This window comes from Telluria aromaticivorans (assembly GCF_013003915.1).
GTDB classification, from domain to species: domain Bacteria; phylum Pseudomonadota; class Gammaproteobacteria; order Burkholderiales; family Burkholderiaceae_D; genus Telluria; species Telluria aromaticivorans.
The window spans coordinates 1-21775 of record NZ_JABAIV010000017.1 but is presented as its reverse complement, the minus strand read 5'-3'; the positions used below and the strand labels follow the sequence as shown (position 1 = coordinate 21775).

Below are 21775 nucleotides of genomic sequence, written 5' to 3'. Positions count from 1 at the left end.
CGGTTTCGCTCACGCTGGACCCCAAACTTTTCGGAGTCGACAGCATGAACTACATCGCAAAAGCAGACATTTCTACTTTGCCCAAACCGGACATTTCTACTTTGCCCTTACACACCCTACAAAAGCGTTAGTGGCCAGGGCCACCCGGCCCGCCATGTCCACCCGGCCCGCCAAACATCATCGGCCGGCGCTGCCCACCTGGCCCCCCGAAGCTGCCGAAGCGGTAGGACAGCCCCACATAGGCCATGCGCCCCCCGGTGCGGCGGATGCTGTATTCGCGCAGGCGGTCGGTCTCGGTGATCATCTCCATTTTCTGCGAGTCGAACAGGTCGTTGATGTTCACCACCAGGCTCAGGGCCTGGGTCAGGTTGCGGCGGTAGTTGAAATCGGCCGTGCGCACCGGCTGGCGGTAGCCTTCGCCGAACAGGGTCTTGCCCTGCGCGTTGAGCATCAGCTGGAAGCTGTTGGACGCATCCATCTGGTAGCTGATGCGTGCGCGTCCGCTGATCGAGGTCGCGCTGCGCTTGTCGTCCAGCACGCTGCCCAGCACGGTCTGCTCGGTGTAACCGATGTTGCCGTTCACGTTGAGCATCAGCTTCGGGCTGGCGCGTCCGCTGAAATTGAATTCCAGCCCGCCCGAGCGGCTGCTGCCGGCGTTCTCGCGGGTGGTCAGCAGCACGTCGTTGGCCAGCAGGAAGCGGCGTTCCGAAATCAGGTCGGTGTCGCGGCGCGCGTACAGGCGAACGTTGGTGTCCACCTTGCCCAGCTTGGTCTCGATGCCCAGCTCGAGCGAATCGGAATCGGTGGGTTTCAGGTTGGGGTTACCCGACGAGACATTCAGCTCGTCGCGGTAGACCACGAAGGGATTCAGGTCACCCGCGCCGGGACGGCGGATGCGGTGCGCGTAGCTCAGGCGCAGCGTGGTGTCGTCGGACAGGCCGTAGGTGACGAAGGCGCTCGGGATCGCGTCGAAATAATGATTCGTCGCGCGCTGGCCGGTCGTGACCTGGTTCATGTCGAGGTCCGTGTATTCGGCGCGCAGGCCGCCCAGCACACCCCATTTGCTGTCGATGCGCCACTGGTAGGTGCCGTACAGCGCCACCGTGGTGTCAAGCAGCTCGAAGCGGTTGGTGCGCGAGGCGTTCACGCGCTCGGCCCCTGTTCCCGGGTCGATGTCGAAATAGGCGTTGTCGAATACATTCTTGTTGCGCGCCACCTTGTAGCCAACCTTCATCACGCCATGCTCGCCCGGCAGCTCGTAGTCGCCGGTGAAATCGACCACGCGGGTTTCATTCAGGCCGTCCTGGCGGCTGTTGGGCGCACTGGCGCTTGGCGGGCGCACCGTGTAGACGCTGGCGTAGCGCGCGTCGCTCTCGGACTCGGAGCCGGACAGGCGCAGGTCGAGCTTGAAGACTTCGCCCGGCTGGTCGCCCTTGTGGTCCAGCCGTCCGCCCAGGCTGTAGTTGCGGCCGTCAGTGTCGCGCAGGCTGGTGCGCAGGTAATCGTTGTCGACCACGCCGGCGGGGCTCAAGCTGCGATACTGCTCGGTCGAGCGCGAGCCGTTCTCGTTCTGCGAATAGCTGGCGTTGACGCCGACCACGTCCTTGTCGCCGAGGTTATAGGTCATGCCGCCGTTGAAGCCGGTTGCATCGGTCTTGCTCTCGCCGCTGGAAACCTGCGTGCTGCGGGCGATGGCGCCGGTCAGCGCATCGATCCGTTCACGCTCGGTCTCGCCGCTCGAATCGCGTCCGTCATGGCGACGGAACACGCCGCCCTGCAGGCTGATGCGGCCGGCGTTATAGCTGCCGAAGGCCGAGGTGTTGTAGCGCCCCGACTGGCCAAGGTTGGCGTTGACCACGCCGAAGCCGCCGGGCATGCGGTCGCGCCGCATCACCAGGTTGATGATCGGGCCGCCGCCGCCTTCGTTGCCGAACTGCGCGCCTGGATTGTTGATGACTTCCACCGACTCGAGGTCGCCGGCCGGCAGCGCATTGATGGCCGCCGCGCGGTTCTCGCCTTGCATCATCGCCGACGGTTTGCCATCCACCAGGATCTGCACATTGCTGCGGCCGCGCAGGGTCACGTTGCCCTCCCCGTCCACAGCCACCGACGGCACCTTGTTCAGGGTGTCGGCCACGGTGTCGTTCGAGGTGGCCGGGTCGGCCTTGACGTCATACGACTGGCGGTCGATGCGGTTCGAGGTTTTGGTGGCGGTGACGGTGACGGTCGACTCCACCGGCACGGCCTGGGCGGCGGGCGCAGGCGTCGCCGCTGCTGCCGCTGGCTTGGCCGGGCCCTGCTTCGTTTGTTCCTGCACCGGGGCAGCCGGAACCTGCTGGGCGTTTGCCGCGAGCGGCGCCAGCAGCGTGCCTGCGACCAGGTGGGCAATCAGGGAAATCCGGGGATGGCGTGGACCTGCAGGGTATTCGGTGGTGCGTGCGGTGGACATAGTAGCTGCTCGACAGTTGGGGCGAGCGCGATTGTCGCATGGAGGCAAGTTTACAGATGTAACAAACAATGACAGCGGGACAGCAGCATTTGCGGCCTTGGCATACACTTTCCATTTTTCCCACACCAAGAACGCCACCATGAACGTCTTCGATTTCACCGCCAATGGCCTCGACGGCCAGCCCGTCAGCCTGGAGCACTACCGCGGCAAGGTGCTCCTGATCGTCAACACTGCCAGCGCCTGCGGCTTCACGCCACAGTACAAGGGGCTGGAAGAGCTGCACCAGCAATACGGCCAGCGTGGCCTGGCCGTGCTGGGCTTCCCGTGCAACCAGTTCGGCAAGCAGGAACCCGGCACCGAGGCCGAGATCGGCGAGTTCTGCGAAAAGAACTATGGCGTGAGCTTCCCGCTGTTTGCCAAGGTCGACGTCAACGGCGACGAGGCGCACCCATTGTTCAAGCACCTGAAGGGCGAGAAACCCGGCGTGCTGGGCACGGAAGCCATCAAGTGGAACTTCACCAAGTTCCTGGTCGGCCGCGATGGCGAGGTGGTGAAACGCTACGCGCCCGCGACCGCGCCGGCCGAGATTGCGGACGATATCGACAAAGCGCTGGCGTAGGGTGGGCGGGTCTTCCCGCCCGCGCGTTCAACGCACGTGGCCACACCACGGAGCGTGTTCATTGACGTGATTTGAACGCGCGGGCGGAATTCGCCCACCCTACAACTGCGGCACCAGGCGGATCGCCTGCCCCCCGCCGGGGGCGAGGCGCAGCTGCAGCACGTCCTTCGCCGTGACGGTCTTCGTCTCGACCACCAGGTCGAAGCGGCGCGCCGTGCGGTAGTCGGCGCCGTCGCCGTCGCGGTAGATCTCGGCCGTGTAGCGCTTGCCCTTGTCGAGGAAGTCCAGCGCGAGCGGCAGCGTGCGGCCCTGGTCGTCGGTGACGGCGCCCACGTACCAGTCGGGGCTGGCGCGGTCCTTGCGGGCGATGGTCGCGAACTTGCCGATCACACCGTTGACTACGCGCGTATCGGCCCAATCGGTCGGCACGTCGCGGATGAACTTGAAGGCGGCCGGGTATTTCTCGTAGTTCTCCGGCAGGTCGGCCGCCATCTGGATCGGCGAGTAGATGACCACATAATTCGCCAGCTGCTTGGCTTGCGTGGAATTGAAGACTTTGCCGTCCGCGCCTTGCAGGCTCAGCACGCCGGGCGTGTAATCCATCGGGCCGCTCAGCATGCGCGTAAACACCAGCTTGGCTTCGTGGTCGACGCTGTTGGGCGGGTTGCCCCAGGCGTTGTACTCGACGCCGCGCGCGCCTTCGCGCGTGAGCCAGTTCGGATAAGTGCGGCGCACGCCGGTGTCCTTGACCGGCTCGTGGGTGTCGATCGAGAGCTTGTATTTCGCTGCCTCGGTCACGGCTTTCTGGAAGTGGCGGACGCCTTCCTGCGAATCGTAATGGCCGTAGCGCGGCTTGCCGTCGCGGCCCGTGAACAGCGCGGTCCCCGCTTCGTGCACATAGCCGGACTTGATGCTGTCCACGCCCAGCTTCGCATACAGTTTATAGGCTGCGTCCATCTGCTTTTCGTAGGCGACGATGTTGGCCCCGGTCTCGTGGTGGCCGATCAGGCGCACGCCCTTCGACTTGGCGTACGCCGCCAGGCCGGGCAGGTCGAAGTCCGGGTAAGGCTGGGTGAAGCTGAAGTCGGCGCCGCCATGGCCCCAGTCGCTCTCCCAGCCCTTGTTCCAGCCTTCGACCAGCACGCCGCGGAAGCCGTTCTTTGCGGCGAAGTCGATGTACTTTTTGGTGTTGGCGGTGGTCGCGGCATGCTTCGGTCCGGCGTTCCAGGTGCCGCTGTTCAGGTGCATCTGCCACCAGACGCCGACGAATTTCGACGGCTTCACCCACGACACGTCGCCCAGCTTGTTCGGCTCGTTCAGGTTGAGCACCAGGTCCGACATGTACAGGCCGGCCGCGTCGCTTGCTATCTGCAGCGTGCGCCACGGTGTCGTGAAGGCACCCTGGCGCACCACGGCCGGGCCACTCGGCGATGGTGCCAGCATGGCGCGCAGCTTCTGGCCATCTACCTTGCGCAGCCACATGGTCGCGTAATCGACCAGCGCCGCCTCGTGGAAGGCGATGTGGGTGCCGTCGTCCAGGCGCACCGTCAGCGGGGTATTGGCGATGCCGATTTCGCGCAAGGGGGCTTTGCGGATCTCTTCTTCGAGTCCCGGCAGCTCGCCGGCGGGAATCCACCATGCGGTCGCCGGCTGCGTCACCGCGAACTCGGTCAGCTCGTCGAGAATCTCGACGGATTTGAGTTGTGGCTGCGCCGGGAATTCGTAACGGAAGCCGATGCCATCGTCGTAGATGCGGAAGACCACGGTGAGCTGGCGGCCGTCGTGCTTTTTTTGCTCGACGTCCACGCGCAGCTCGCGGTAGCGGTTGCGCACGAACTGGCGCTCGCCCCAGGGTTGTTCCCAGGTGCTGTCATGCTCGCTGCTGGTATGTTTCCGCAGGCTGAAGCCGCCGTCCAGCTTCCTCGCATTGGCCAGGTTGAAGCCCAGGCGCGACAGCCCGATGATCTCTTTGCCCCTGCGCTTGATGCCGTAAGCGAGCTTGCCGCCGCCGTCGACCTGCACTTCCACGCTCAGGACATTGCCGGGCGACGCGGCGCTGGCGATGACCTGCTGTGCCCATGCGGGCAGGCTGAATAAACAGGACGCCGTCAGGACGATGGCGAAGCGGCGGATGGTCATGCGGGTTCCTTTGTATTTATCACACGGACGGTAGCATTACTACTTTAGCTCCGGCTGAGCTCACCGATGATATGACAAAAGATGTAATTCGACTACCAAGGAATGGTTCAGCGGGTCTGGATCCAGGCCGCGCCGTGTGTGTTGCAGCCGCGGTTGACGTTCTCGAGGAATCGGATGGCCTCCGATTGCGATACGCCCGGCGGCATCAACTTCGCCAGCGCGGCGTCCTGGCTGGCCTTGTCGAGGCCATAGGCGATGGCGCGCGCCACTTCCCGCGCCGGCCGGCCGTCGCTGTTGTAGAGCGCATCATAGACGCCGATGGCTTCCCACAGCGGCACCAGGCCGGGCGTGGTGGAATCTTCGAAGACGACGGCGGGGGGAAAGCCTTCGTCGTCGCGAATAAGCTGGAACACGAAACTCACGGTCGACCCTCTGGTGTGAAAACAGGGCGCCAGTATAGGCCAGGCGCGCCTAGCCTGGGAACGCGGCCATGTACAGCAAGACGAAGGCCACGATCGAAATGACGGCGTGCGCCGCCACGATGGCCTTCGGCAGCGGCTTGCCGTGCAGGTGATAGAACAGGTTCAGGACGATGCCGCCCAGCGAGCCGGCTAGGAACAACAGCAGCGACAACAGCGCCGTGCCGGATGCCTCCAGCGCGAACACCGCATACGCCAGCATGGTCACGCCGGCCGCCGCCAGGAAACCGTGGGCCATGGCCAGCCAGGATGGCGGATTCGTGCCCCTGGCCAAGCGAATCCAGCCCATGAGAATGCCGCCGAGGGCGGTCAGCCCAAACAAATACGTCGCTACCTGCAGCATCTTGGTTGCTTCCATGTGTTCTCCCGTCTGGTTGTCTTTTGTGGGCGCCCTGCAGGCCGCATGGCGCAGGACTGCACGCCAAATCCGGCTCTCGGTCAACTATAGACAAACTGGAAAAAGATCGCACACGCTTGGGCTCGTACGGGCCCGCCCAGCCAGGCGTAGGGTGGGCGGCTCCACCGGTATGCCGGATTGGCTTGCGCACACGCGCCGCCCGCGCGGTGATCGCCGGCGGTGAAGCTATCGCGCCGGATGATCTTGCTGCAAACGATCACCGCGTGGGCGGCATCGGCAATACGGAAAAAGCCGCGGCAGCGGATTGAGCCGCCCACCCTACGGGCAGCAGAGGATCTTTCACGCCAGCGCCCGGTCGATCAGCTCGATCCAGTGCGTGACCGGCGTCTGCGTCCCCGACTGCAAGTGGCTCATGCAACCGATATTCGCCGAGACGATTTCCTCGGCCCCGGTCGCTTCCAGGTTGGCCAGCTTGCGGTCGCGAAGTTCGTGGGCGATCTCGGGATGCAGCACCGAATAGGTGCCGGCCGAGCCGCAGCACAGATGGCTGTCGGCGCACAGGCGCACGTCCACGCCGGCGGCGCGCAGCAGGCCTTCGACCTTGCCGCGGATTTGCTGGCCGTGCTGCAGCGTGCATGGCGGATGGTATGCGATACGTTTGGTGATTTTTCCCTTCAGCTGCGCAGCCAGTTCCTCTTCGAACTCGGGCAGGATCTCGGACAGGTCGCGCGTGAGCATCGCAATGCGCCCGGCCTTTGCGGCATAGGCTTCGTCGTGCGCCAGCAAATGGCCGTATTCCTTCACCGTGACGCCGCAGCCGGATGCCGTCATGACGATGGCCTCGACCTGTCCTTGCTCGACATAGGGCCACCACGCATCGATATTGCGGCGCATATCAATCAGGCCTGCTTTTTGATCGTTCAGGTGGTAGCGCACGGCGCCGCAGCAGCCGGCCTTCGGCGCCACGATCACCTGCACGCCACAGGCATCGAGCACGCGCGCCGTCGCCGCGTTGATGTTCGGCGCCATCGCCGGCTGCACGCAGCCTTCCAGCACCAGCATCTTGCGCGCGTGCGTGCGCGTTGGCCAGGCGCCGGCCTTGCGTGCCGGCTGCAGCTTGTCCTGCAGCCCTGTCGACAGCAGTGGACGCGCCAACTGCCCTGCCCTGAAGGCAGGCTTGAACAGGCTGGTACGCGGCAGGAATTCCTTCAGGGTCGTGCGCTTGATGCGATCGCCTAAAGGACGCGGCACGCGCTCGTCGACCACGCGGCGGCCGATGTCCACCAGCCGGCCATACTTGACGCCAGACGGGCAGGTGGTTTCGCAGTTGCGGCAAGTCAGGCAGCGGTCCAGGTGCAGCTGGGTCTTGCGGGTCGGTTCGGCGCCTTCCAGCACCTGCTTGATCAGGTAGATACGCCCGCGCGGGCCATCGAGTTCGTCGCCCAGCAGCTGGTAGGTCGGGCAGGTGGCGGTGCAGAAGCCGCAGTGCACGCAGGCGCGCAGGATGGCTTCCGCTTCGTCGCCGTCGGCGGTGCCCTTGATGAAATCGGCGAGATTGGTTTGCATATCAGTACATCCGTCCCGGATTGAAGATGTTCGCCGGATCGAAGGAAGCCTTCAGCCGTTCGTGGATGCGGGCAATCGCCGGCTGCAGCGGCTGGAACACGCCGGCGGATTTATCGCCGCCCCGGAACAGGGTTGCGTGGCCACCCAGCGCCGACACAGTACGACGGATGGTCGCGCCATCGAGCTGCGTGCGTAGCCAGCGCTGGGCGCCGCCCCATTCGATCAGCTGCTCGCCTCCCAGCACGATCGCACCCGTTGTCGACGGTACCGACAGCCGCCACAGCGCGCCCTCGCCCGCGAAGAACGGATGCTGCTGTTCGCGCACGCCGGCCCAGAAGGCATCGCAGTCCTGCACGATCTCGCCGCCGATCAGGCGCACGGCCGCGTCGACCGCCGCCTGCGCGCCCGACAGGCGCAGCGACAGGACACCGTCGTGCCAGCAGCTGCTTGACGCCGGCAGCGGCTGGCCACCCCATTCATTGAGCTTGCGGATGGCATCGATCTCGCCGATCTGGAGGCGCAGCGTGGTTTCTGCAAACGGCTTCGGCAGCACTTTCACTGACACTTCGAGCAGCAGGCCGAGCGTGCCCATTGAGCCAGTCAGCATGCGCGAGACGTCGTAGCCGGCCACGTTTTTCATCACCTGGCCGCCGAAGGTCAGTACATCGCCCTTCCCGTCCAGCAGCTTTGCGCCCAGCACGAAGTCGCGCACGCCGCCGCTGCTGGCGCGGCGCGGGCCGGCCAGTCCGGCGGCGATGGTGCCGCCCAGCGTGGCTCCTGCCCCGAAATGCGGCGGCTCGAAAGCCAGCATCTGCTTGCGCTCGGCCAGCACGGCCTCGATCTCGGTGAGTAGCGTGCCGCAGCGTGCCGTGATCACCAGCTCGGTCGGCTCGTAATCGACGATGCCGCTGTAGCCGCGAGTATCGAGGATCTCGCCCTCGAGGCGCTGGCCGTACCAGTCCTTGGTGCCGCCCCCGCGAATGCGTACCGGCTGCTTGCCGGCTGCCGCAGCCTGCACCCGCTGCTGGAAGTGTTCGATGGATGTCATGGTTCAGAAACGCGGAAGGTCCGGGAAGGGCACGGCGCCGCCATGCACGTGCAGCTTGCCGAATTCGGCGCAGCGGTGCGGTGTCGGGATGGCCTTGTCCGGGTTGAGCAGCATCGGTGCATCGAAGGCGCGCTTGACTGCGAAGAAGGCGTCGAGCTCCTTGCGGCCGAACTGCACGCACATCGAATTGATCTTCTCCATGCCCACGCCATGCTCGCCGGTGATGGTGCCGCCTACCTCGACGCACAGAGCCAGGATGGCGGCGCCGAACGCTTCGGCGCGGTCGAATTCGCCCGGCTGGTTGGCATCGAACAGGATCAGCGGATGCATGTTGCCGTCGCCGGCATGGAAGACGTTGGCGCAGCGCAGGCCGAAGGTCGTCTCCATTTCCTCGATCGCGCCCAATACCTGCGCCAGCTTCTTGCGCGGGATGGTGCCGTCCATGCAGTAATAGTCGGGCGAGATGCGGCCGGCCGCCGGGAAGGCATTCTTGCGGCCCGACCAGAAGCGCATGCGCTCGCTTTCTGTTTCGGACACCGCAATCGCGGTCGCACCGGCGCCTTCGAATACGGCTTTCATGCGTTCGATTTCTTCCGCTACTTCGAGCACGGTGCCGTCGGCCTCGCACAGCAGGATCGCTGCGGCGTCGGTATCGTAGCCGGCGTGGACGAAGGGCTCGACCATGCGCACCGAGGTGCGGTCCATCATTTCCAGCCCGGCCGGGATGATGCCGGCGGCGATGACATTGGCCACCGCATTGCCGGCCGTGAGCACGTCGCCGAACGAGGCCATGATGACCTGGGCCACCGCCGGCTTGGGCACCAGCTTGACCGTCACCTCGGTGACGATGCCGAGCATGCCCTCCGAGCCGATGAACACTGCCAGCAAATCCAGGCCCGGTGCATCCAGCGCCTCGCTGCCCAGTTCAATGATCTCGCCGTCGATGGTGGCCACCCGCACGCGCAGCACGTTGTGCACCGTCAGGCCGTATTTGAGGCAGTGCACGCCGCCCGAATTCTCGGCCACGTTGCCGCCGATGGTGCAGGCGATCTGCGAGGACGGGTCGGGCGCGTAGTACAGGCCGTACTGCGCGGAGGCTTCCGAGATGGCCAGGTTGCGCACGCCCGGCTGCACGACCGCCGTGCGCGCGTAGGCATCGACACGGACAATGCGGTTCATGCGCGCGGTGGAGATGACCACGCCGTCATGAATCGGCAGTGCGCCGCCCGACAGGCCGGTGCCGGCGCCGCGCGGCACGATCGGCACCTGCAGTTCACGGCAGACGTCCAGGATCGCCAGCACCTGCTCTTCGCTGTCGGGCAGGGTCACGATCATGGGCAGCTGGCGGTAAGCCGCCAGGCCGTCGCATTCGTAGGGGCGGGTGTCTTCGGGGTCGGACAGGACGCAGCGCTCGGGCAGCCGCGCGCGCAGGGCTGCGACGACCTGGCGGCGCCGCGCGGCGAGGTCGGAAGCGGGGGCGATGGTGGCAGTGGTTGCGCTCGCGGACATGCTGTGATTGTAAGCACAATTGCCGTGTTTTGTCGTATGCTCGCCCTATCGTTTTTCTAATATATTGCATAAGGTTACATCATGGGCAACCGACTCTCGAAGATCGCCACGCGCACCGGCGACGACGGCACCACCGGCCTCGGCGACGGCAGCCGCACCGGCAAGGACAGCGCACGTATCCACTCCCTGGGCGAAGTCGACGAGCTCAACTCGTTCGTGGGCCTGCTGCTGTGCGAAGAAATGCCGGGCGACTTGCGTGAAGAGCTGGTCTCGATCCAGCACGACCTGTTCGACCTCGGCGGCGAGCTGTGCATTCCCGGCTACGAGATGATCAAGGACGAGCACGTGGCGCGCCTGGACGGCCTGCTGGAAAAATACAATGCCGACCTGCCGGTGCTGAAGGAATTCATCTTGCCGGCCGGCTCGCGCGCGGCCTCGCTGGCGCATGTGTGCCGCACCGTCTGCCGACGCGCTGAGCGTAGCATCGTTGCGCTTGGGAATGCCGAGTCGATCCGTCCCCATCCGCGTGAATACGTGAACCGCCTGTCGGACCTGATGTTCGTGCTGGCGCGCGTGCTGAACCGGTTTTCCGGCGGCAGCGATGTGCTGTGGCAGCACGAGCGCAAGCGAGGCTGATGGATGGACGATTTCATCGGCATCTACGACAACGCCCTCAGCCCTGAGCAGTGCGACGCGATCCGCGCGCGCTTCGACGCGAGCAGCAAGGTGGCGCGCGGCCGCACCGGCAACGGGGTGGACGTCAGCAAGAAGGACAGCTACGACCTGACCATCAACGCGCACCAGGAATGGAACGACGTCGGCGCCCTCCTCACCGGCGCCATGGCCAAGCACCTGGCCGCGTACATGGATAAATACCGGATGCTGCTGATCGGCGCGCTGTCGCCGGCAGTGGCGCACCCGGTGACCGGCGAGGCGGTGACCCTGTCGCTGTCGAACTTCGACGAACTCGGCACGCCGAACGTGATGGAACTGCTGCAGTCGATCTACCGCGTCGGGCACATCAACCTGCAGAAGTACATGCAGGATTCAGGCGGCTACCATCACTGGCATTCCGAGATCTATCCGCAAAACGCCAGCTGCGAGACCCTGCACCGGGTGCTGCTGTGGCAGTTCTACCTGAACGATGTGGAAGATGGCGGGGAGACGGAGTTTTTGTACCAGGGGCGCAAGGTCGAGGCGCGCAAGGGGCGGCTGATCATTGCACCGGCGGGGTTTACGCATACCCACAAGGGGCATGTGTCACGCAGTGGGGATAAGTATATTGCGACCTCGTGGATTTTGTTCCAGAGGGCGGAAGCGCTATTCGGTCAGTCGTAGTTCGTAGGGTGGGCAAGTTCCTTGCCCACGCGGTGATAGCCAACGACTCCGTTGTCGTGCCGGATGATCTAGCAGCAAACTATCACCGCGTGGGCAGGAAACCTGCCCACCCTACGAGATAGTGGTTGTCGACCGGATCAGGTGTTGTTGACGACCAGGCGAGGTTCGCCAACAGCGAACCGCTGCCGAATCGACGCCGCAATCCCCTTGGCATCCAGCCCCACCGACGCCAGCAGCGCCGCAGGATCACCCTGGTCGATGAACTTGTCCGGCAGCCCCAGCATCAGCATCGGCTTGTTCAAGCCCGCTGCAGCCAGCGCTTCCGCCACTGCAGCACCGGCGCCGCCCATCACGCAGCCCTCTTCCACCGTCACGAAATAGTCGTGGTCCTTCGCCAGGCGCTTGACCAGTTCGACGTCGAGCGGCTTCACGAAGCGCATGTTGGCGACCGTGGCGTCCAGCTCTGCGCCGGCGGCCAGGCTTGGCGCGACCATCGAACCGAAGGCAAGGATCGCGACGCCCTTGCCTTCGCGGGTCACCAAGCCCTTGCCGATCTCGATCGAGCCCAGTTCGGACGACATCGCCGCGCCGACACCGGCGCCGCGCGGATAGCGAATCGCGGCCGGGCCCGGGTAGTGGTAGCCGGTGGTCAGCATCTGGCGGCATTCATTCTCGTCGGACGCGGCCATGACGACCATATTCGGAATGCAGCGCAGGTAGGCCAGGTCGTAGTTGCCGGCATGGGTGGCGCCGTCGGCGCCTACCAGGCCTGCGCGGTCGAGCGCGAAAGTCACGTCCAGGTTCTGCAGCGCCACGTCGTGGATCAGCTGGTCGTAGGCGCGCTGCAGGAAAGTCGAGTAGATCGCCACGACCGGCTTCATGCCCTCGGTCGCGATGCCCGCGCCGAAGGTCACCGCGTGCTGCTCGGCGATACCGACGTCGAAATAGCGTTCCGGGTATTGCTGGTGGAAGCGCACCATGCCCGAACCTTCGCGCATCGCCGGCGTAATGCCGACCAGGCGCTTGTCACTGGCCGCCATGTCGCACAGCCAGTTGCCGAAGACTTCGGTGTAGGTGATCTTGCCCGGCGCGCCAGGTGGTTTGATGCCCTCGGTCGGGTTGAACTTGCCGGTGCCGTGGTACAGGATCGGCTCGGCCTCGGCCAGCTTGTAGCCCTGGCCCTTCTTGGTCACCACGTGCAGGAATTGCGGGCCCTTGAGCTTCTTGATGTTCTCCAGGGTCGGGATCAGCGACTCCAGGTCATGGCCGTCGATGGGGCCGATGTAGTTGAAGCCGAATTCCTCGAACATCGTGGCCGGGACCACCATGCCCTTCGCATGTTCTTCGATCTTGCGCGCCAGGTCGAGCACGGGGCCGGGCAGCACGCTTTTTCCCACGTTCTTGGCGGCGGCGTAGAACTGGCCGGACATCAAACGCGCCAGGTAGCGGTTGAGCGCGCCGACCGGCGGCGAGATCGACATGTCGTTGTCGTTCAGGACCACCAGCAGGTTGACGTCTTCGTCAATGCCGCCGTTGTTCAGGGCCTCGAAGGCCATGCCGGCGGTCATCGAGCCGTCGCCGATCACGGCGATCGCGTGGCGGTCTTCACCCTTGATCTTGGCGGCGGTGGCCATGCCCAGTGCGGCCGAGATCGAGGTCGACGAGTGCGCGGTGCCGAAGGTGTCGTAGATGCTTTCATCGCGCTTCGGGAAGCCCGACAGGCCGTTCAGCTGGCGCAGGGTGGGCATGCGCTCGCGGCGACCGGTGAGGATCTTGTGCGAATAGGTCTGGTGGCCCACGTCCCACACGATGCGGTCGTGCGGGGTATTGAACACGTAGTGCAGCGCGATGGTGAGCTCCACGGTGCCGAGGTTCGACGACAGGTGGCCGCCGGTTTTCGACACCGAGTCGAGCAGGAACTGGCGCAACTCGGTCGCGAGCGGGGTCAGTTGGGTCCGGCCAAGCTGGCGCAGGTCCGCAGGGTCGTTGATGGTCTCTAACAGTTTCATTTAGGCCTTCCGCTGCACGATCAGGTCCGCGAGGTCGCGCAGCCGCAGTGCTTGTTCTCCAAATGGCGCCAGCGCTTCGTGCGCTTCACGCCGCAATTGCTCGGCCAGCTCCTTCGATGGCTCCAGCCCAAGGATCGACACATAGGTCGGTTTGTTGTCTGCCGCGTCCTTGCCCGCGGTCTTGCCCAGGGTAGCCGAATCGGCGGTCGCATCTAACACGTCGTCCACCACCTGGAAGGCCAGGCCGATCGCCTTCGAATAGGCGCCCAGCGCTTCCATCTCGGTGGCCGACAAATCGCGGCCGGCCAGCGCGCCCAGGATCACCGAGACGCGCAGCATGGCGCCGGTTTTCAGCTGGTGCATGCGCTCGAGCTCTTCGCGGGTCAGGGACAGGCCAACGCTGTCCAGGTCGATCGCCTGGCCGCCGCACATGCCGGACGAACCAGCCGCTTCGGCCAGCAGGCGCAGCATCAATACCTGGCGCGCAGGCGGCAGCGTGTCGATATCGGCCAGCACCTGGAAGGCCTGGGCCTGCAGCGCATCGCCAACCAGCAGCGCCGTCGCTTCGTCATAGGCCACGTGCACGGTCGGCTTGCCGCGGCGCAGGTCGTCGTCGTCCATGCAGGGCATGTCGTCGTGCACCAGCGAATACACGTGGATCATCTCGACCGCGCTGGCCACGCGCGCCAGCACCGAGGCGTTGCCGCCGAACAGGTCGCCAGCGGCATAGGCCAGCAGCGGGCGCACCCGCTTGCCGCCGCCCAGCGCAGTGTAGCGCATCGCTTCGTGCAGCTTGTGCGGCAGGGCCGTGGCCTGGGGCAGGTTGGCGTCCAGGGCGCGCTCGACTTCCTGCTGGACCTCGTGCATCCAGCTCTCGAAAGCCGTTGCCGTCATTGCCCGCCCTCGTCGCCACCCTCGGCCGAGAACGGCCTGAGCATGTCGCCCTCGAGCACCTTGACCTGGGATTCGACCTTTTCCAGCTGGGCTGCGCAGTATTTCACCAGTTCGGAACCGCGCGCATAGGCGGCCACCGAGGCTTCCAGCGGCAACTGGCCGGATTCCATCTGCGTGACGAGCTGGGCCAGCTCGGCCATCGCGCCTTCGAAGGAGTCGGGGGGAGTGGTCGCGGATGGGGTTGCGCTTTGCGCGTTCATATTCGTTGACATAGCTATCTAGCGTGAGGACGGCGCAAGGGTGCGCCGCGGGGCAATCCAATCGCGTATTTTAGATCAATCCTTCCCCACGGGGGGCGCGCATTGCACCAATCGCAACTTGCCTGCACGACCACATTCTAGCCCATGACACCCTCCCTCCATGAAAACGATGCCGTTTGTACATTTTCTGTACGCACGGGCGCCACATCCCCGTGACGGCCCGAGACTGTAGAGCTTGTTCCACGGTATAATCGACGGTTCTGTCCGAAATACCGTATTCCTTTTCCCAAGATACTGGTCTTTGGATTCTTTCTCTTCTTTGGCACCAAGCTTATTTAAAGGGGGGTTGGGATGTCCGATCTGGCTACCCAGGCCAAGCTGGCCGCTTCGTGCGCGCAGCTTCCGGTAAATGTCTACTTCGACGACGCGCTGATGCAGCGCGAGAAGCAAGAGCTGTTTCGCAACGGCCCGCGTTATGTCGGGCACGAATTGATGGTGCCGGAGCAAGGCGATTTCGCGACCCTCCCCGCCGAAAACGAAGGCCGCATGCTGGTCCGCAATTCTAGCGGCATCGAGGTGCTCTCCAACGTCTGCCGTCACCGCCAGGCGCTCATGTTCAATGGGCGCGGCAACGCGAACACCATCGTGTGCCCGCTGCACCGCTGGACCTACGACCTGAAGGGCCAGCTGATCGGCGCGCCGCATTTTGCCGAAACGCCTTGCCTGAACCTGTCGAAGACGCCGCTGCAGAACTGGAACGGCCTGCTGTTCGAACAGAACGGCTACGACGTGATGGACAAGCTCAAGAACATGGAAGCCACCCGCGACCTCGATTTCTCGGGCTATATGTTCGACCACGTCGAGATCCACGAGTGCGACTACAACTGGAAGACCTTCATCGAGGTCTACCTGGAGGATTACCACGTCGAGCCCTTCCATCCGGGCCTGGGTAATTTCGTCTCCTGCGACGACCTGAAATGGGAATTCGGCCGCGACTACAGCGTCCAGACCGTGGGCGTGAACCGCGCGCTGCAGAAGGCCGGTTCGCCCGCCTATAAGAAGTGGCAGGAACAAATCCTGAAGTTCAACAACGGCCAGCCGCCGAAATTCGGCGCCATCTGGCTGACGCTGTACCCGAACATCATGGTCGAGTGGTACCCGAACGTGCTGGTGGTGTCGACCCTGTGGCCGATCGGCCCGCAGAAGACCCGCAACGTGGTCGAGTTCTACTATCCCGAAGAGATCGTGCTGTTCGAGCGCGAATTCGTCGAAGCCGAGCGCGCCGCCTATATGGAAACCGCGGTCGAGGACGACGAGATCGCACTGCGCATGGACGCCGGCCGCAAGATCCTGGTGGAGCGCGGCGTCAACGAAGTCGGCCCTTATCAATCGCCGATGGAAGACGGAATGCAGCATTTCCACGAGTGGTACCGCAGCAAGCTGGCGCTCTAAGGACTCGATGCCGTCACTCTGGATGCTGTTTGCCAGCTTCGCGTTCGCCGCCATGGGCGCGGGCGTGAAGCTGGCGTCCGAGTTTTATTCCACCTCCGAACTCCTGATGTACCGTGGCCTCATCGGCACGGTGGTGCTGGTGCTGGCAGTGCGCCACCGCGGCGGCACCTTCGCTACTTCCTTCCCGCGTGCCCACCTGTGGCGCAGTTTTGTGGGCGTGGTGTCGCTGTGGCTATGGTTCTTTGCCATCACGCGCCTGCCGCTGGCCACTGCCGTCACCCTCAACTACATGGCGCCGATCTGGATCGCGGCCTGGATGTTCGCCACCGGCTGGTGGACCGGCACCAAGGTGGCCGAATGGCCGCTGGTGCTGGCGATCGGCATGAGCTTCCTGGGCGTGACCCTGGTGCTGCAGCCGGCGGTCGAGAGCAAGCAGTGGCTGGGCGGCCTTGCCGGGCTGTGCTCGTCGGTGATCTCGGCCATGGCCTACATGCAGGTGCGCAAACTCGGCCAGATGGGCGAGCCGGAATACCGCGTGGTGTTCTACTTCTCGCTGACCACCACCCTGGTCGGCCTTGCCGGGACCCTGCTCGGGGACGGGCCGCAAGACGCTGCCTTCCACAGCCACACCCCGTATAGCGGCGCGCTGCTGCTGGGGATCGGCATCTCCGCCCTCCTCGCCCAGATCGCCATGACCCGCGCCTACCGCGTCGGCAAGGTGCTGGTGGTGGCGAATTTGCAGTACACCGGCATCGTGTTTTCCAGCCTGTGGGGGCTGGCGCTGTGGGGCGACCGCTTCGGCTGGCATGTCTGGCTGGGGATCGCCGTGATCCTTGCGTCGGGCGTTGCCGCGACGTTCTACAATACGCGCAGCACGGCCCGGGGCACGATAGCCAAAGGCGCCGTGGTCAAGGATACCGATCCGATCGCCAGCGAAACCTGAGGAGCCACATGTACAAGACCCTGATCAGCGCCAGCGAACTGGCTGCGCACATCGCCAACCCCGACTGGGTCGTGGTCGATTGCCGCCATGACCTGATGAACCCCGCGGCCGGCCGCGAAGGCTATGCCATCGGCCACCTGCCGGGCGCGGTGTTCGGCAGCATCGAGACCGAGCTGTCGGGCGACAGGCAGGGGCCGGACGGCGTGTTCCGCGGCCGTCATCCGCTGCCGGAGAAAGACGCGCTGGTCGAAACCCTGCGCAGCTGGGGCGTGAACGACGGCTCGCAAGTAGTGGCCTATGACGCCCACGGCGGCATGTTCGCGGCGCGCCTGTGGTGGCTGCTGCGCTGGCTGGGCCACGAGGCGGTCGCGGTGCTCGATGGCGGCATGGCGGCCTGGCAGTCGATCGGCCAGCCCTTGAGCGTCGACCTGCCGGCCAAGGCGCCCGGCGCCATCACCGTGCGCGCACCCTTCGTGCCGACCGTGACGGTGGTCGATGTGATGAACAATATCGAAAAAGGCGAGCGCACCGTCATCGATGCGCGCGCAGCCGACCGCTTCCGCGGCGAGAACGAGACCATCGACCCGGTCGGCGGCCATATCCCCGGTGCGAAGAACCGCTTCTTCAAGGACAACCTGCAGCCGGATGGCCGCTTCAAGGATGCGGAAAGCCTGCGCGCCGAGTTTGCGCCGCTCATCAAGGATCCGCAGCGCGCCGTCATGCAGTGCGGCTCGGGCGTGACCGCCTGCCACAACCTGCTGGCCCTGGAAGTAGCCGGGCTGCCAGGCGCGGCGCTGTATCCGGGATCGTGGAGCGAATGGGTGGCCGATACCACCCGGCCGGTCGCCACGGGCGACGCTTGACGCGGGGCAGCACATGAAGAAAACCACAACCAAGGAAAACGCACCAATGTCGGACCACGAAACATCGCGCGCAGCCACGCCGGCGCTGGAAATTCCTGAAGCGGTTGCCGCCGCCCTCAGCGGCTGGGTGCAGCAGGTGGCCGAGCAGGCCGCCGCCCCGGTGCGCGAAGCGCTCGAACAGCTGGAAAGCGACGCGGCCGAGCTGCGCGAAACCGGCGCCCAGCTGGAAGCCGCGCGCGACCAGGCCCTGGCGGCATCGAGCGAGCATGAAGCCGAAATCGAACGCTTGAGCGTCGAACTGCGCGATGCGCGCAAGCTGGCTACCGAAGCCATGGTGAGCAAGGCGAAGGACCAGCTGGCGATCGACGGCAAGGACCGCCAGCTGGCCGACCTGCGTGCGCAGCTCGAGCGCAACGTGGCGGCGCAGGCCTCGGAATCCGATGCGCGCCTGGCCGCCGAGATGGAACTGATCGGCGCCACCACCGCACGCGACAACTTCGAAGCCGAAATGCGCACCCTGCGCGGGCAGCTCGACAAGTCCTATGCCGAACGCAGCTCGCTGCGCGCCGAGCTAGAAACCGCGCGCGGCAAGAAGTAAGCACCGCCATGGAACGCAATACGCGACAGCGCAAGGCCATCCACCAGTGCATCGAGGACGCCGGCCGTCCGCTGAGCCCCCAGGAACTGCTGGAACACGCCCAGGGCGTGGTGCCGGGCATCGGGCTGGCGACGATCTACCGCAACATCAAGTCGATGCTGGAGGCCGGCGAGATCACGGCGGTGTCGCTGCCGGGCGGTGGCGACCGGTATGAACTGTCGGGGCACGCGCATCATCACCACTTTCATTGCCGGGTTTGCGACCGGGTGTATGAGGTGCATGCCTGTCCGGGGGATATGCAGAAGCTGGCGCCGGAGGGGTTTGTGCTGGAGTCGCATGAGTTGACGCTGTATGGATTGTGCAGCGCGTGCCGAACCATTGCATCCTGATTTTCGTAGGGTGGGCGGCTTCGCCGCCCGCGCGTTCAACCAGTGTATGAAAAGCGTTGCATCAATTCATAGGTGAGTTGAACGCGCGGGCGGGAGACCCGCCCACCCTACAATGACGGTGGTTACGCACATGTGCTCCCAACAGCAGCACACTGCTGATCACCGCCCCCACCGTCTCCGCCAGCTCGCCGATCCTCGGCCCGAGCACCAGCACCGCCACTAAAAACACCACCAGCCCCGCCACCCCCAGCAACAGCGCCGCCGGATCGCGGTGCTTCAGGTACCCCGGCACCAGCGCCAGCAACACCGGCACCGTCACCCCGACCAGCAGCGCATCGTGCAAGGCATGATGCTCGCCACCCAGCCCCAGCAGCGGAAACGCCGCCAGGACCAGCGGCATCGCCAGGCAATGCACCAGGCACAGCGCGGAAGCCGCCATGCCCGCGTAATCGGCGAACCGGATCAGGGTCTTCATCAGAAAATCAGGCGCAGGCCCGCCGTCAGGTTGCGGCCCGGGAGCGGCGCGGCCGACTTGATGAAGGAGGTATGGCTGAACGCCAGCTCGTCGGTCACGTTGTTGATTCGCGCATAGAGCTGGGCCGGTATGCCGCCAATGCGCGTCGTGTAGTGCGTGCCGAGGTTGAGCAGCTTGTAGCCACCGGTCGCTCCCTCGAATTCCGCTACCCTGTCCTGCTTGCCGACCCGGACCAGTTCGACCATGCCGTGCCAGGCCTGCCAGTGCGCATTGAGACGCGCCCCGATGCGGTGCGCCGGGATACGCGGCAGGTTGCGGGCTCCCTGCCCTTCGTCGAAGCGGGCACGCACCAGGTCGCCGAACAGCGTGCCTTCCAGGCTGCCGGAAAACTTGTGGCGCAGCTCTCCTTCGAGGCCGGTGAAGACCGCATCGCGCTGTGCGTATTCGACCAGCTGGAAGCCTTCGTGATTGTCCAGCGTACTGGCGTAGATGTAGTTGGCGACGCGGTTGTGGAAGGCGCTCAGCGAATAGGTCGTATTGCCTTCGAACTTGCGCAGGGTGACATCGAGGTTGTTCGAGGTTTCCTTGCCGAGATCCGCATTGCCGATCTCATAGGTCGCGGTGGCCAGGTGCACACCGTCGGCATACAGTTCTTCGGCAGTCGGCAGACGGTGGCTGCGGGACAGGCCGGCGCGCAGCGAATACGAAGGCGCGAACTTCCAGACCGCCCCCAGGGCCACCGAGGTGCCGTGCGCCTTGGTGTCGCGCTGGGTCGCGCTATCCACTGCAACGTCCTGCCATTCGTGGCGAGCGCCCGCCTCGAAGCGCCAGTCGCCCAGCTTGTATTCTTCGGTGGCAAAGACAGCGTGTTTTTTCGTGACGCTCGGCGGCACATAGGCTTCTTCGCCATCGGTACGGAAATCGCGGCGCGTGGTTTGCAGGCCGATGACGCCGCGCAGGCCTTTGACCGGTGCATGTTCCAGCTCCACGCGCAAGTCGTGCGCCTTGTTGTTGAAGCTGGTGGCGACCACGCCCTCTTCCAGCTCGTCGTGGCGGTAGTCGGTGAACGAGGCGCGCAGGCGCGCCTTGGTGATGCCGGCCATCGGGTTGCGCAGCTCGCCGCGGACGTCCCAGCGGTCGCTGTCGAGCTTCACGACCGGCACCGCCTCGTCACCGTGCTCGTGCTCGTGGTCGTGCTCTTCGCCCTCTTCCTCGTGGCCATGGCCGCCGCAATGCAGGTGGTCGCCATGTGGATGGCAGCTGCCGAATTCGTGGTTGTGGCCGGGGATGCCGTATTCGGTGCGTTCCTTGGTGTAGGCCGCGCCCAGGTAGCCGCGTTCGCCCACCCAGGACAGGCCGACGCTGCCGGTCTCGCTGTCCTTGAAGCTGCCGTGCACGCGGTCGCCATCTGGCCAGCCCTTGCCGACGCGGTATTCGCCGGCATCGCGCTTGACGCCCTCGGCGTGGATCGCGACATTGCCCGCGCCGCCGGTCAATTCGAAGGCGCCGGTCTTTTCGCGGGCCACCGAGTTGGCGCGCAGTTCCATGCTGCCTTCGACCGGCTTGGCTGGCATCGCCGTAGGAATCTTGCGGTCCAGGATATTCACGACGCCACCCACCGCCCCGCCGCCATAGGCCAGCGCCGATGGGCCACGCAGCACTTCGATGCGTTCGGCCAGCACGGGCTCGAAGGCGACCGCGTGGTCCGGGCTGATCGTGGACGCATCCTGGATCTCCGCGCCATCCGACAGGATCTTGACGCGCGGTCCGTCCATGCCGCGAATGACCGGGCGGCTGGCGCCGGCGCCGAAATGGCTCGACGTGATGCCAGGCTGGTTGTTCAGGGTCTCGCCCAGGGTCGACTCGCGGGCGCGCACCAGTTCGCCGCCCGAAAGCGAGGTCACCGGCGTGATCATGTCGTCGCCCAACAGGCCGAGCGCGGACGCCGAGATCACCACGGTCGGAACGCTGTCAGGATCGGCGTGCACACGGCTGGCCTGGGCCTGGGCCAGCGGCGCATTGAAGGCGAACAGGATCGCCAGCGCAAGCGGCGTACGGTGGAGGGTCGGGGACATGGGCAGCTTCCTTCGTCAAGATTGAACACGCAGCGGGCTGGATACGCCCGCTTTTGGTAATGATAAGCCATTATCATTAAAAGCTCAACAGGCAGGACGAAGCGATGGCCCGTGTGAGGAAACGGCCAGGAAAATCGGGAGGAAAGATGTGGCACCAGCGACATGCCGCTCACGTGGAACCGCCAGTGCCCCGTAGGGTGTGTAAGGGCAAAGTAGAAATGTCCGGTTTGGGCAAAGTAGAAATGTCTGCTTTTGCGATGTAGTTCATGCTGTCGACTCCGAAAAGTTTGGGGTCCAGCGTGAGCGAAACCG

General features: G+C 65.0%; 21 protein-coding genes. 9 read left to right on the top strand and 12 right to left on the bottom strand.

The window, feature by feature from the left end; genetic code table 11:
• Window positions 1-127: 127 nt before the first annotated feature.
• The gene (locus HGB41_RS23020) at window positions 128-2449 is read right to left on the bottom strand and encodes a TonB-dependent receptor domain-containing protein (protein ID WP_171088647.1); all 2322 of its coding nucleotides are present in this window, start codon (window positions 2447-2449) and stop codon (window positions 128-130) included.
• A 139-nt stretch (window positions 2450-2588) separates the two neighbouring features.
• Between HGB41_RS23020 and HGB41_RS23015 the strand changes: the two genes are divergently transcribed.
• Window positions 2589-3068, top strand: coding sequence for a glutathione peroxidase (locus HGB41_RS23015; protein WP_171088646.1), 480 nt, complete (start codon window positions 2589-2591; stop codon window positions 3066-3068).
• 99 nt (window positions 3069-3167) lie between these two features.
• On the opposite strand, the gene HGB41_RS23010 is transcribed toward HGB41_RS23015, so the two are convergent.
• The 3 genes from HGB41_RS23010 to HGB41_RS23000 form a co-directional block, all read right to left on the bottom strand.
• A complete protein-coding gene (locus HGB41_RS23010) occupies window positions 3168-5207 on the bottom strand; it encodes a glycoside hydrolase family 97 protein (protein ID WP_171088645.1) in 2040 nt (679 codons plus the stop codon).
• A 107-nt stretch (window positions 5208-5314) separates the two neighbouring features.
• A complete protein-coding gene (locus HGB41_RS23005) occupies window positions 5315-5620 on the bottom strand; it encodes a hypothetical protein (RefSeq protein WP_371868579.1) in 306 nt (101 codons plus the stop codon).
• 58 nt (window positions 5621-5678) lie between these two features.
• Window positions 5679-6044: a hypothetical protein gene (locus HGB41_RS23000; RefSeq protein ID WP_171088643.1), complete on the bottom strand. Its 366-nt coding sequence runs from the start codon at window positions 6042-6044 to the stop codon at window positions 5679-5681.
• A gap of 182 nt (window positions 6045-6226) precedes the next feature.
• Here HGB41_RS23000 and HGB41_RS23800 point away from each other — a divergent pair, with 182 nt between their 5' ends.
• The gene (locus HGB41_RS23800) at window positions 6227-6352 is read left to right on the top strand and encodes a hypothetical protein (RefSeq protein WP_267874221.1); all 126 of its coding nucleotides are present in this window, start codon (window positions 6227-6229) and stop codon (window positions 6350-6352) included.
• A gap of 31 nt (window positions 6353-6383) precedes the next feature.
• Here the strand turns inward: HGB41_RS23800 and glcF are convergent, their stop codons facing one another.
• The 3 genes from glcF to HGB41_RS22985 are packed head-to-tail and all read right to left on the bottom strand — an operon-like array spanning window position 6384 to window position 10167.
• Window positions 6384-7610, bottom strand: a complete 1227-nt coding sequence (glcF, locus tag HGB41_RS22995; RefSeq protein ID WP_171088642.1) for a glycolate oxidase subunit GlcF — start codon at window positions 7608-7610, stop codon at window positions 6384-6386.
• Window position 7611: 1 nt separating this feature from the next.
• On the bottom strand, window positions 7612-8658 hold the full coding sequence (gene glcE, locus HGB41_RS22990) for a glycolate oxidase subunit GlcE (RefSeq protein WP_171088641.1): 1047 nt from the start codon (window positions 8656-8658) through the stop codon (window positions 7612-7614).
• A gap of 3 nt (window positions 8659-8661) precedes the next feature.
• Entirely contained in the window at window positions 8662-10167 is a 1506-nt protein-coding gene (locus tag HGB41_RS22985) for an FAD-linked oxidase C-terminal domain-containing protein (RefSeq protein WP_171088640.1), read from the bottom strand.
• An 81-nt stretch (window positions 10168-10248) separates the two neighbouring features.
• On the opposite strand from HGB41_RS22985, the gene HGB41_RS22980 reads away from it, so the two are divergent.
• Window positions 10249-10803 carry a cob(I)yrinic acid a,c-diamide adenosyltransferase gene (locus tag HGB41_RS22980; RefSeq protein ID WP_171088639.1) on the top strand — a complete coding sequence of 185 codons (555 nt, stop codon included), beginning with the start codon at window positions 10249-10251 and terminating at the stop codon, window positions 10801-10803.
• 3 nt (window positions 10804-10806) lie between these two features.
• Complete coding sequence (locus HGB41_RS22975; protein WP_171088638.1) at window positions 10807-11505, top strand: 2OG-Fe(II) oxygenase; 699 nt, start codon at window positions 10807-10809, stop codon at window positions 11503-11505.
• A 137-nt stretch (window positions 11506-11642) separates the two neighbouring features.
• Here the strand turns inward: HGB41_RS22975 and dxs are convergent, their stop codons facing one another.
• From dxs to HGB41_RS22960, 3 genes are read right to left on the bottom strand one after another with little or no spacing between them, the layout of a single operon-like run.
• Entirely contained in the window at window positions 11643-13514 is a 1872-nt protein-coding gene (gene dxs, locus HGB41_RS22970; RefSeq protein WP_171088637.1) for a 1-deoxy-D-xylulose-5-phosphate synthase, read from the bottom strand.
• On the bottom strand, window positions 13515-14408 hold the full coding sequence (locus HGB41_RS22965; RefSeq protein ID WP_171088636.1) for a polyprenyl synthetase family protein: 894 nt from the start codon (window positions 14406-14408) through the stop codon (window positions 13515-13517).
• A complete protein-coding gene (locus tag HGB41_RS22960) occupies window positions 14405-14668 on the bottom strand; it encodes an exodeoxyribonuclease VII small subunit (protein ID WP_171088635.1) in 264 nt (87 codons plus the stop codon). The genes HGB41_RS22965 and HGB41_RS22960 overlap by 4 nt, the downstream gene beginning before the upstream one ends.
• A gap of 351 nt (window positions 14669-15019) precedes the next feature.
• On the opposite strand from HGB41_RS22960, the gene HGB41_RS22955 reads away from it, so the two are divergent.
• Genes HGB41_RS22955 through HGB41_RS22935 form a run of 5 tightly spaced genes read left to right on the top strand, consistent with a single transcriptional unit; the run spans window position 15020 to window position 18913 of the window.
• Window positions 15020-16120, top strand: a complete 1101-nt coding sequence (locus tag HGB41_RS22955; protein WP_171088634.1) for an aromatic ring-hydroxylating oxygenase subunit alpha — start codon at window positions 15020-15022, stop codon at window positions 16118-16120.
• A gap of 7 nt (window positions 16121-16127) precedes the next feature.
• Entirely contained in the window at window positions 16128-17063 is a 936-nt protein-coding gene (locus tag HGB41_RS22950) for a DMT family transporter (protein ID WP_171088633.1), read from the top strand.
• Between the two features lie 8 nt (window positions 17064-17071).
• Entirely contained in the window at window positions 17072-17926 is an 855-nt protein-coding gene (locus tag HGB41_RS22945; RefSeq protein WP_171088632.1) for a sulfurtransferase, read from the top strand.
• A gap of 13 nt (window positions 17927-17939) precedes the next feature.
• Window positions 17940-18524 carry a hypothetical protein gene (locus HGB41_RS22940; protein ID WP_171088631.1) on the top strand — a complete coding sequence of 195 codons (585 nt, stop codon included), beginning with the start codon at window positions 17940-17942 and terminating at the stop codon, window positions 18522-18524.
• Window positions 18525-18532: 8 nt separating this feature from the next.
• Window positions 18533-18913 carry a Fur family transcriptional regulator gene (locus HGB41_RS22935; protein WP_171088630.1) on the top strand — a complete coding sequence of 127 codons (381 nt, stop codon included), beginning with the start codon at window positions 18533-18535 and terminating at the stop codon, window positions 18911-18913.
• Window positions 18914-18974: 61 nt separating this feature from the next.
• Here HGB41_RS22935 and HGB41_RS22930 read toward each other — a convergent pair whose 3' ends face one another.
• Together HGB41_RS22930 and HGB41_RS22925 are read right to left on the bottom strand one after the other, a co-directional pair.
• Complete coding sequence (locus HGB41_RS22930; protein WP_171088629.1) at window positions 18975-19388, bottom strand: MerC domain-containing protein; 414 nt, start codon at window positions 19386-19388, stop codon at window positions 18975-18977.
• The gene (locus HGB41_RS22925; RefSeq protein WP_171088628.1) at window positions 19388-21463 is read right to left on the bottom strand and encodes a TonB-dependent receptor domain-containing protein; all 2076 of its coding nucleotides are present in this window, start codon (window positions 21461-21463) and stop codon (window positions 19388-19390) included. Before HGB41_RS22925 ends, HGB41_RS22930 begins: the two co-directional genes overlap by 1 nt.
• Window positions 21464-21775 lie beyond the last annotated feature (312 nt).

Bases quoted from the DNA above. Each gene is read 5' to 3' on its own strand.
- HGB41_RS23000 (WP_171088643.1), bottom strand. From the start codon at position 6,044: ATGGAAGCAACCAAGATGCTGCAGGTAGCGACGTATTTGTTTGGGCTG.
- HGB41_RS22940 (WP_171088631.1), top strand. From the start codon at position 17,940: ATGAAGAAAACCACAACCAAGGAAAACGCACCAATGTCGGACCACGAA.
- HGB41_RS22960 (WP_171088635.1), bottom strand. From the start codon at position 14,668: ATGAACGCGCAAAGCGCAACCCCATCCGCGACCACTCCCCCCGACTCC.
- HGB41_RS22930 (WP_171088629.1), bottom strand. From the start codon at position 19,388: ATGAAGACCCTGATCCGGTTCGCCGATTACGCGGGCATGGCGGCTTCC.
- HGB41_RS22965 (WP_171088636.1), bottom strand. From the start codon at position 14,408: ATGACGGCAACGGCTTTCGAGAGCTGGATGCACGAGGTCCAGCAGGAA.
- HGB41_RS22935 (WP_171088630.1), top strand. From the start codon at position 18,533: ATGGAACGCAATACGCGACAGCGCAAGGCCATCCACCAGTGCATCGAG.
- HGB41_RS22945 (WP_171088632.1), top strand. From the start codon at position 17,072: ATGTACAAGACCCTGATCAGCGCCAGCGAACTGGCTGCGCACATCGCC.
- HGB41_RS22925 (WP_171088628.1), bottom strand. From the start codon at position 21,463: ATGTCCCCGACCCTCCACCGTACGCCGCTTGCGCTGGCGATCCTGTTC.
- HGB41_RS23010 (WP_171088645.1), bottom strand. From the start codon at position 5,207: ATGACCATCCGCCGCTTCGCCATCGTCCTGACGGCGTCCTGTTTATTC.
- HGB41_RS22975 (WP_171088638.1), top strand. From the start codon at position 10,807: ATGGACGATTTCATCGGCATCTACGACAACGCCCTCAGCCCTGAGCAG.
- HGB41_RS23015 (WP_171088646.1), top strand. From the start codon at position 2,589: ATGAACGTCTTCGATTTCACCGCCAATGGCCTCGACGGCCAGCCCGTC.
- HGB41_RS22985 (WP_171088640.1), bottom strand. From the start codon at position 10,167: ATGTCCGCGAGCGCAACCACTGCCACCATCGCCCCCGCTTCCGACCTC.
- HGB41_RS23020 (WP_171088647.1), bottom strand. From the start codon at position 2,449: ATGTCCACCGCACGCACCACCGAATACCCTGCAGGTCCACGCCATCCC.
- HGB41_RS22950 (WP_171088633.1), top strand. From the start codon at position 16,128: ATGCCGTCACTCTGGATGCTGTTTGCCAGCTTCGCGTTCGCCGCCATG.
- glcE (WP_171088641.1), bottom strand. From the start codon at position 8,658: ATGACATCCATCGAACACTTCCAGCAGCGGGTGCAGGCTGCGGCAGCC.
- HGB41_RS22955 (WP_171088634.1), top strand. From the start codon at position 15,020: ATGTCCGATCTGGCTACCCAGGCCAAGCTGGCCGCTTCGTGCGCGCAG.
- dxs (WP_171088637.1), bottom strand. From the start codon at position 13,514: ATGAAACTGTTAGAGACCATCAACGACCCTGCGGACCTGCGCCAGCTT.
- glcF (WP_171088642.1), bottom strand. From the start codon at position 7,610: ATGCAAACCAATCTCGCCGATTTCATCAAGGGCACCGCCGACGGCGAC.
- HGB41_RS22980 (WP_171088639.1), top strand. From the start codon at position 10,249: ATGGGCAACCGACTCTCGAAGATCGCCACGCGCACCGGCGACGACGGC.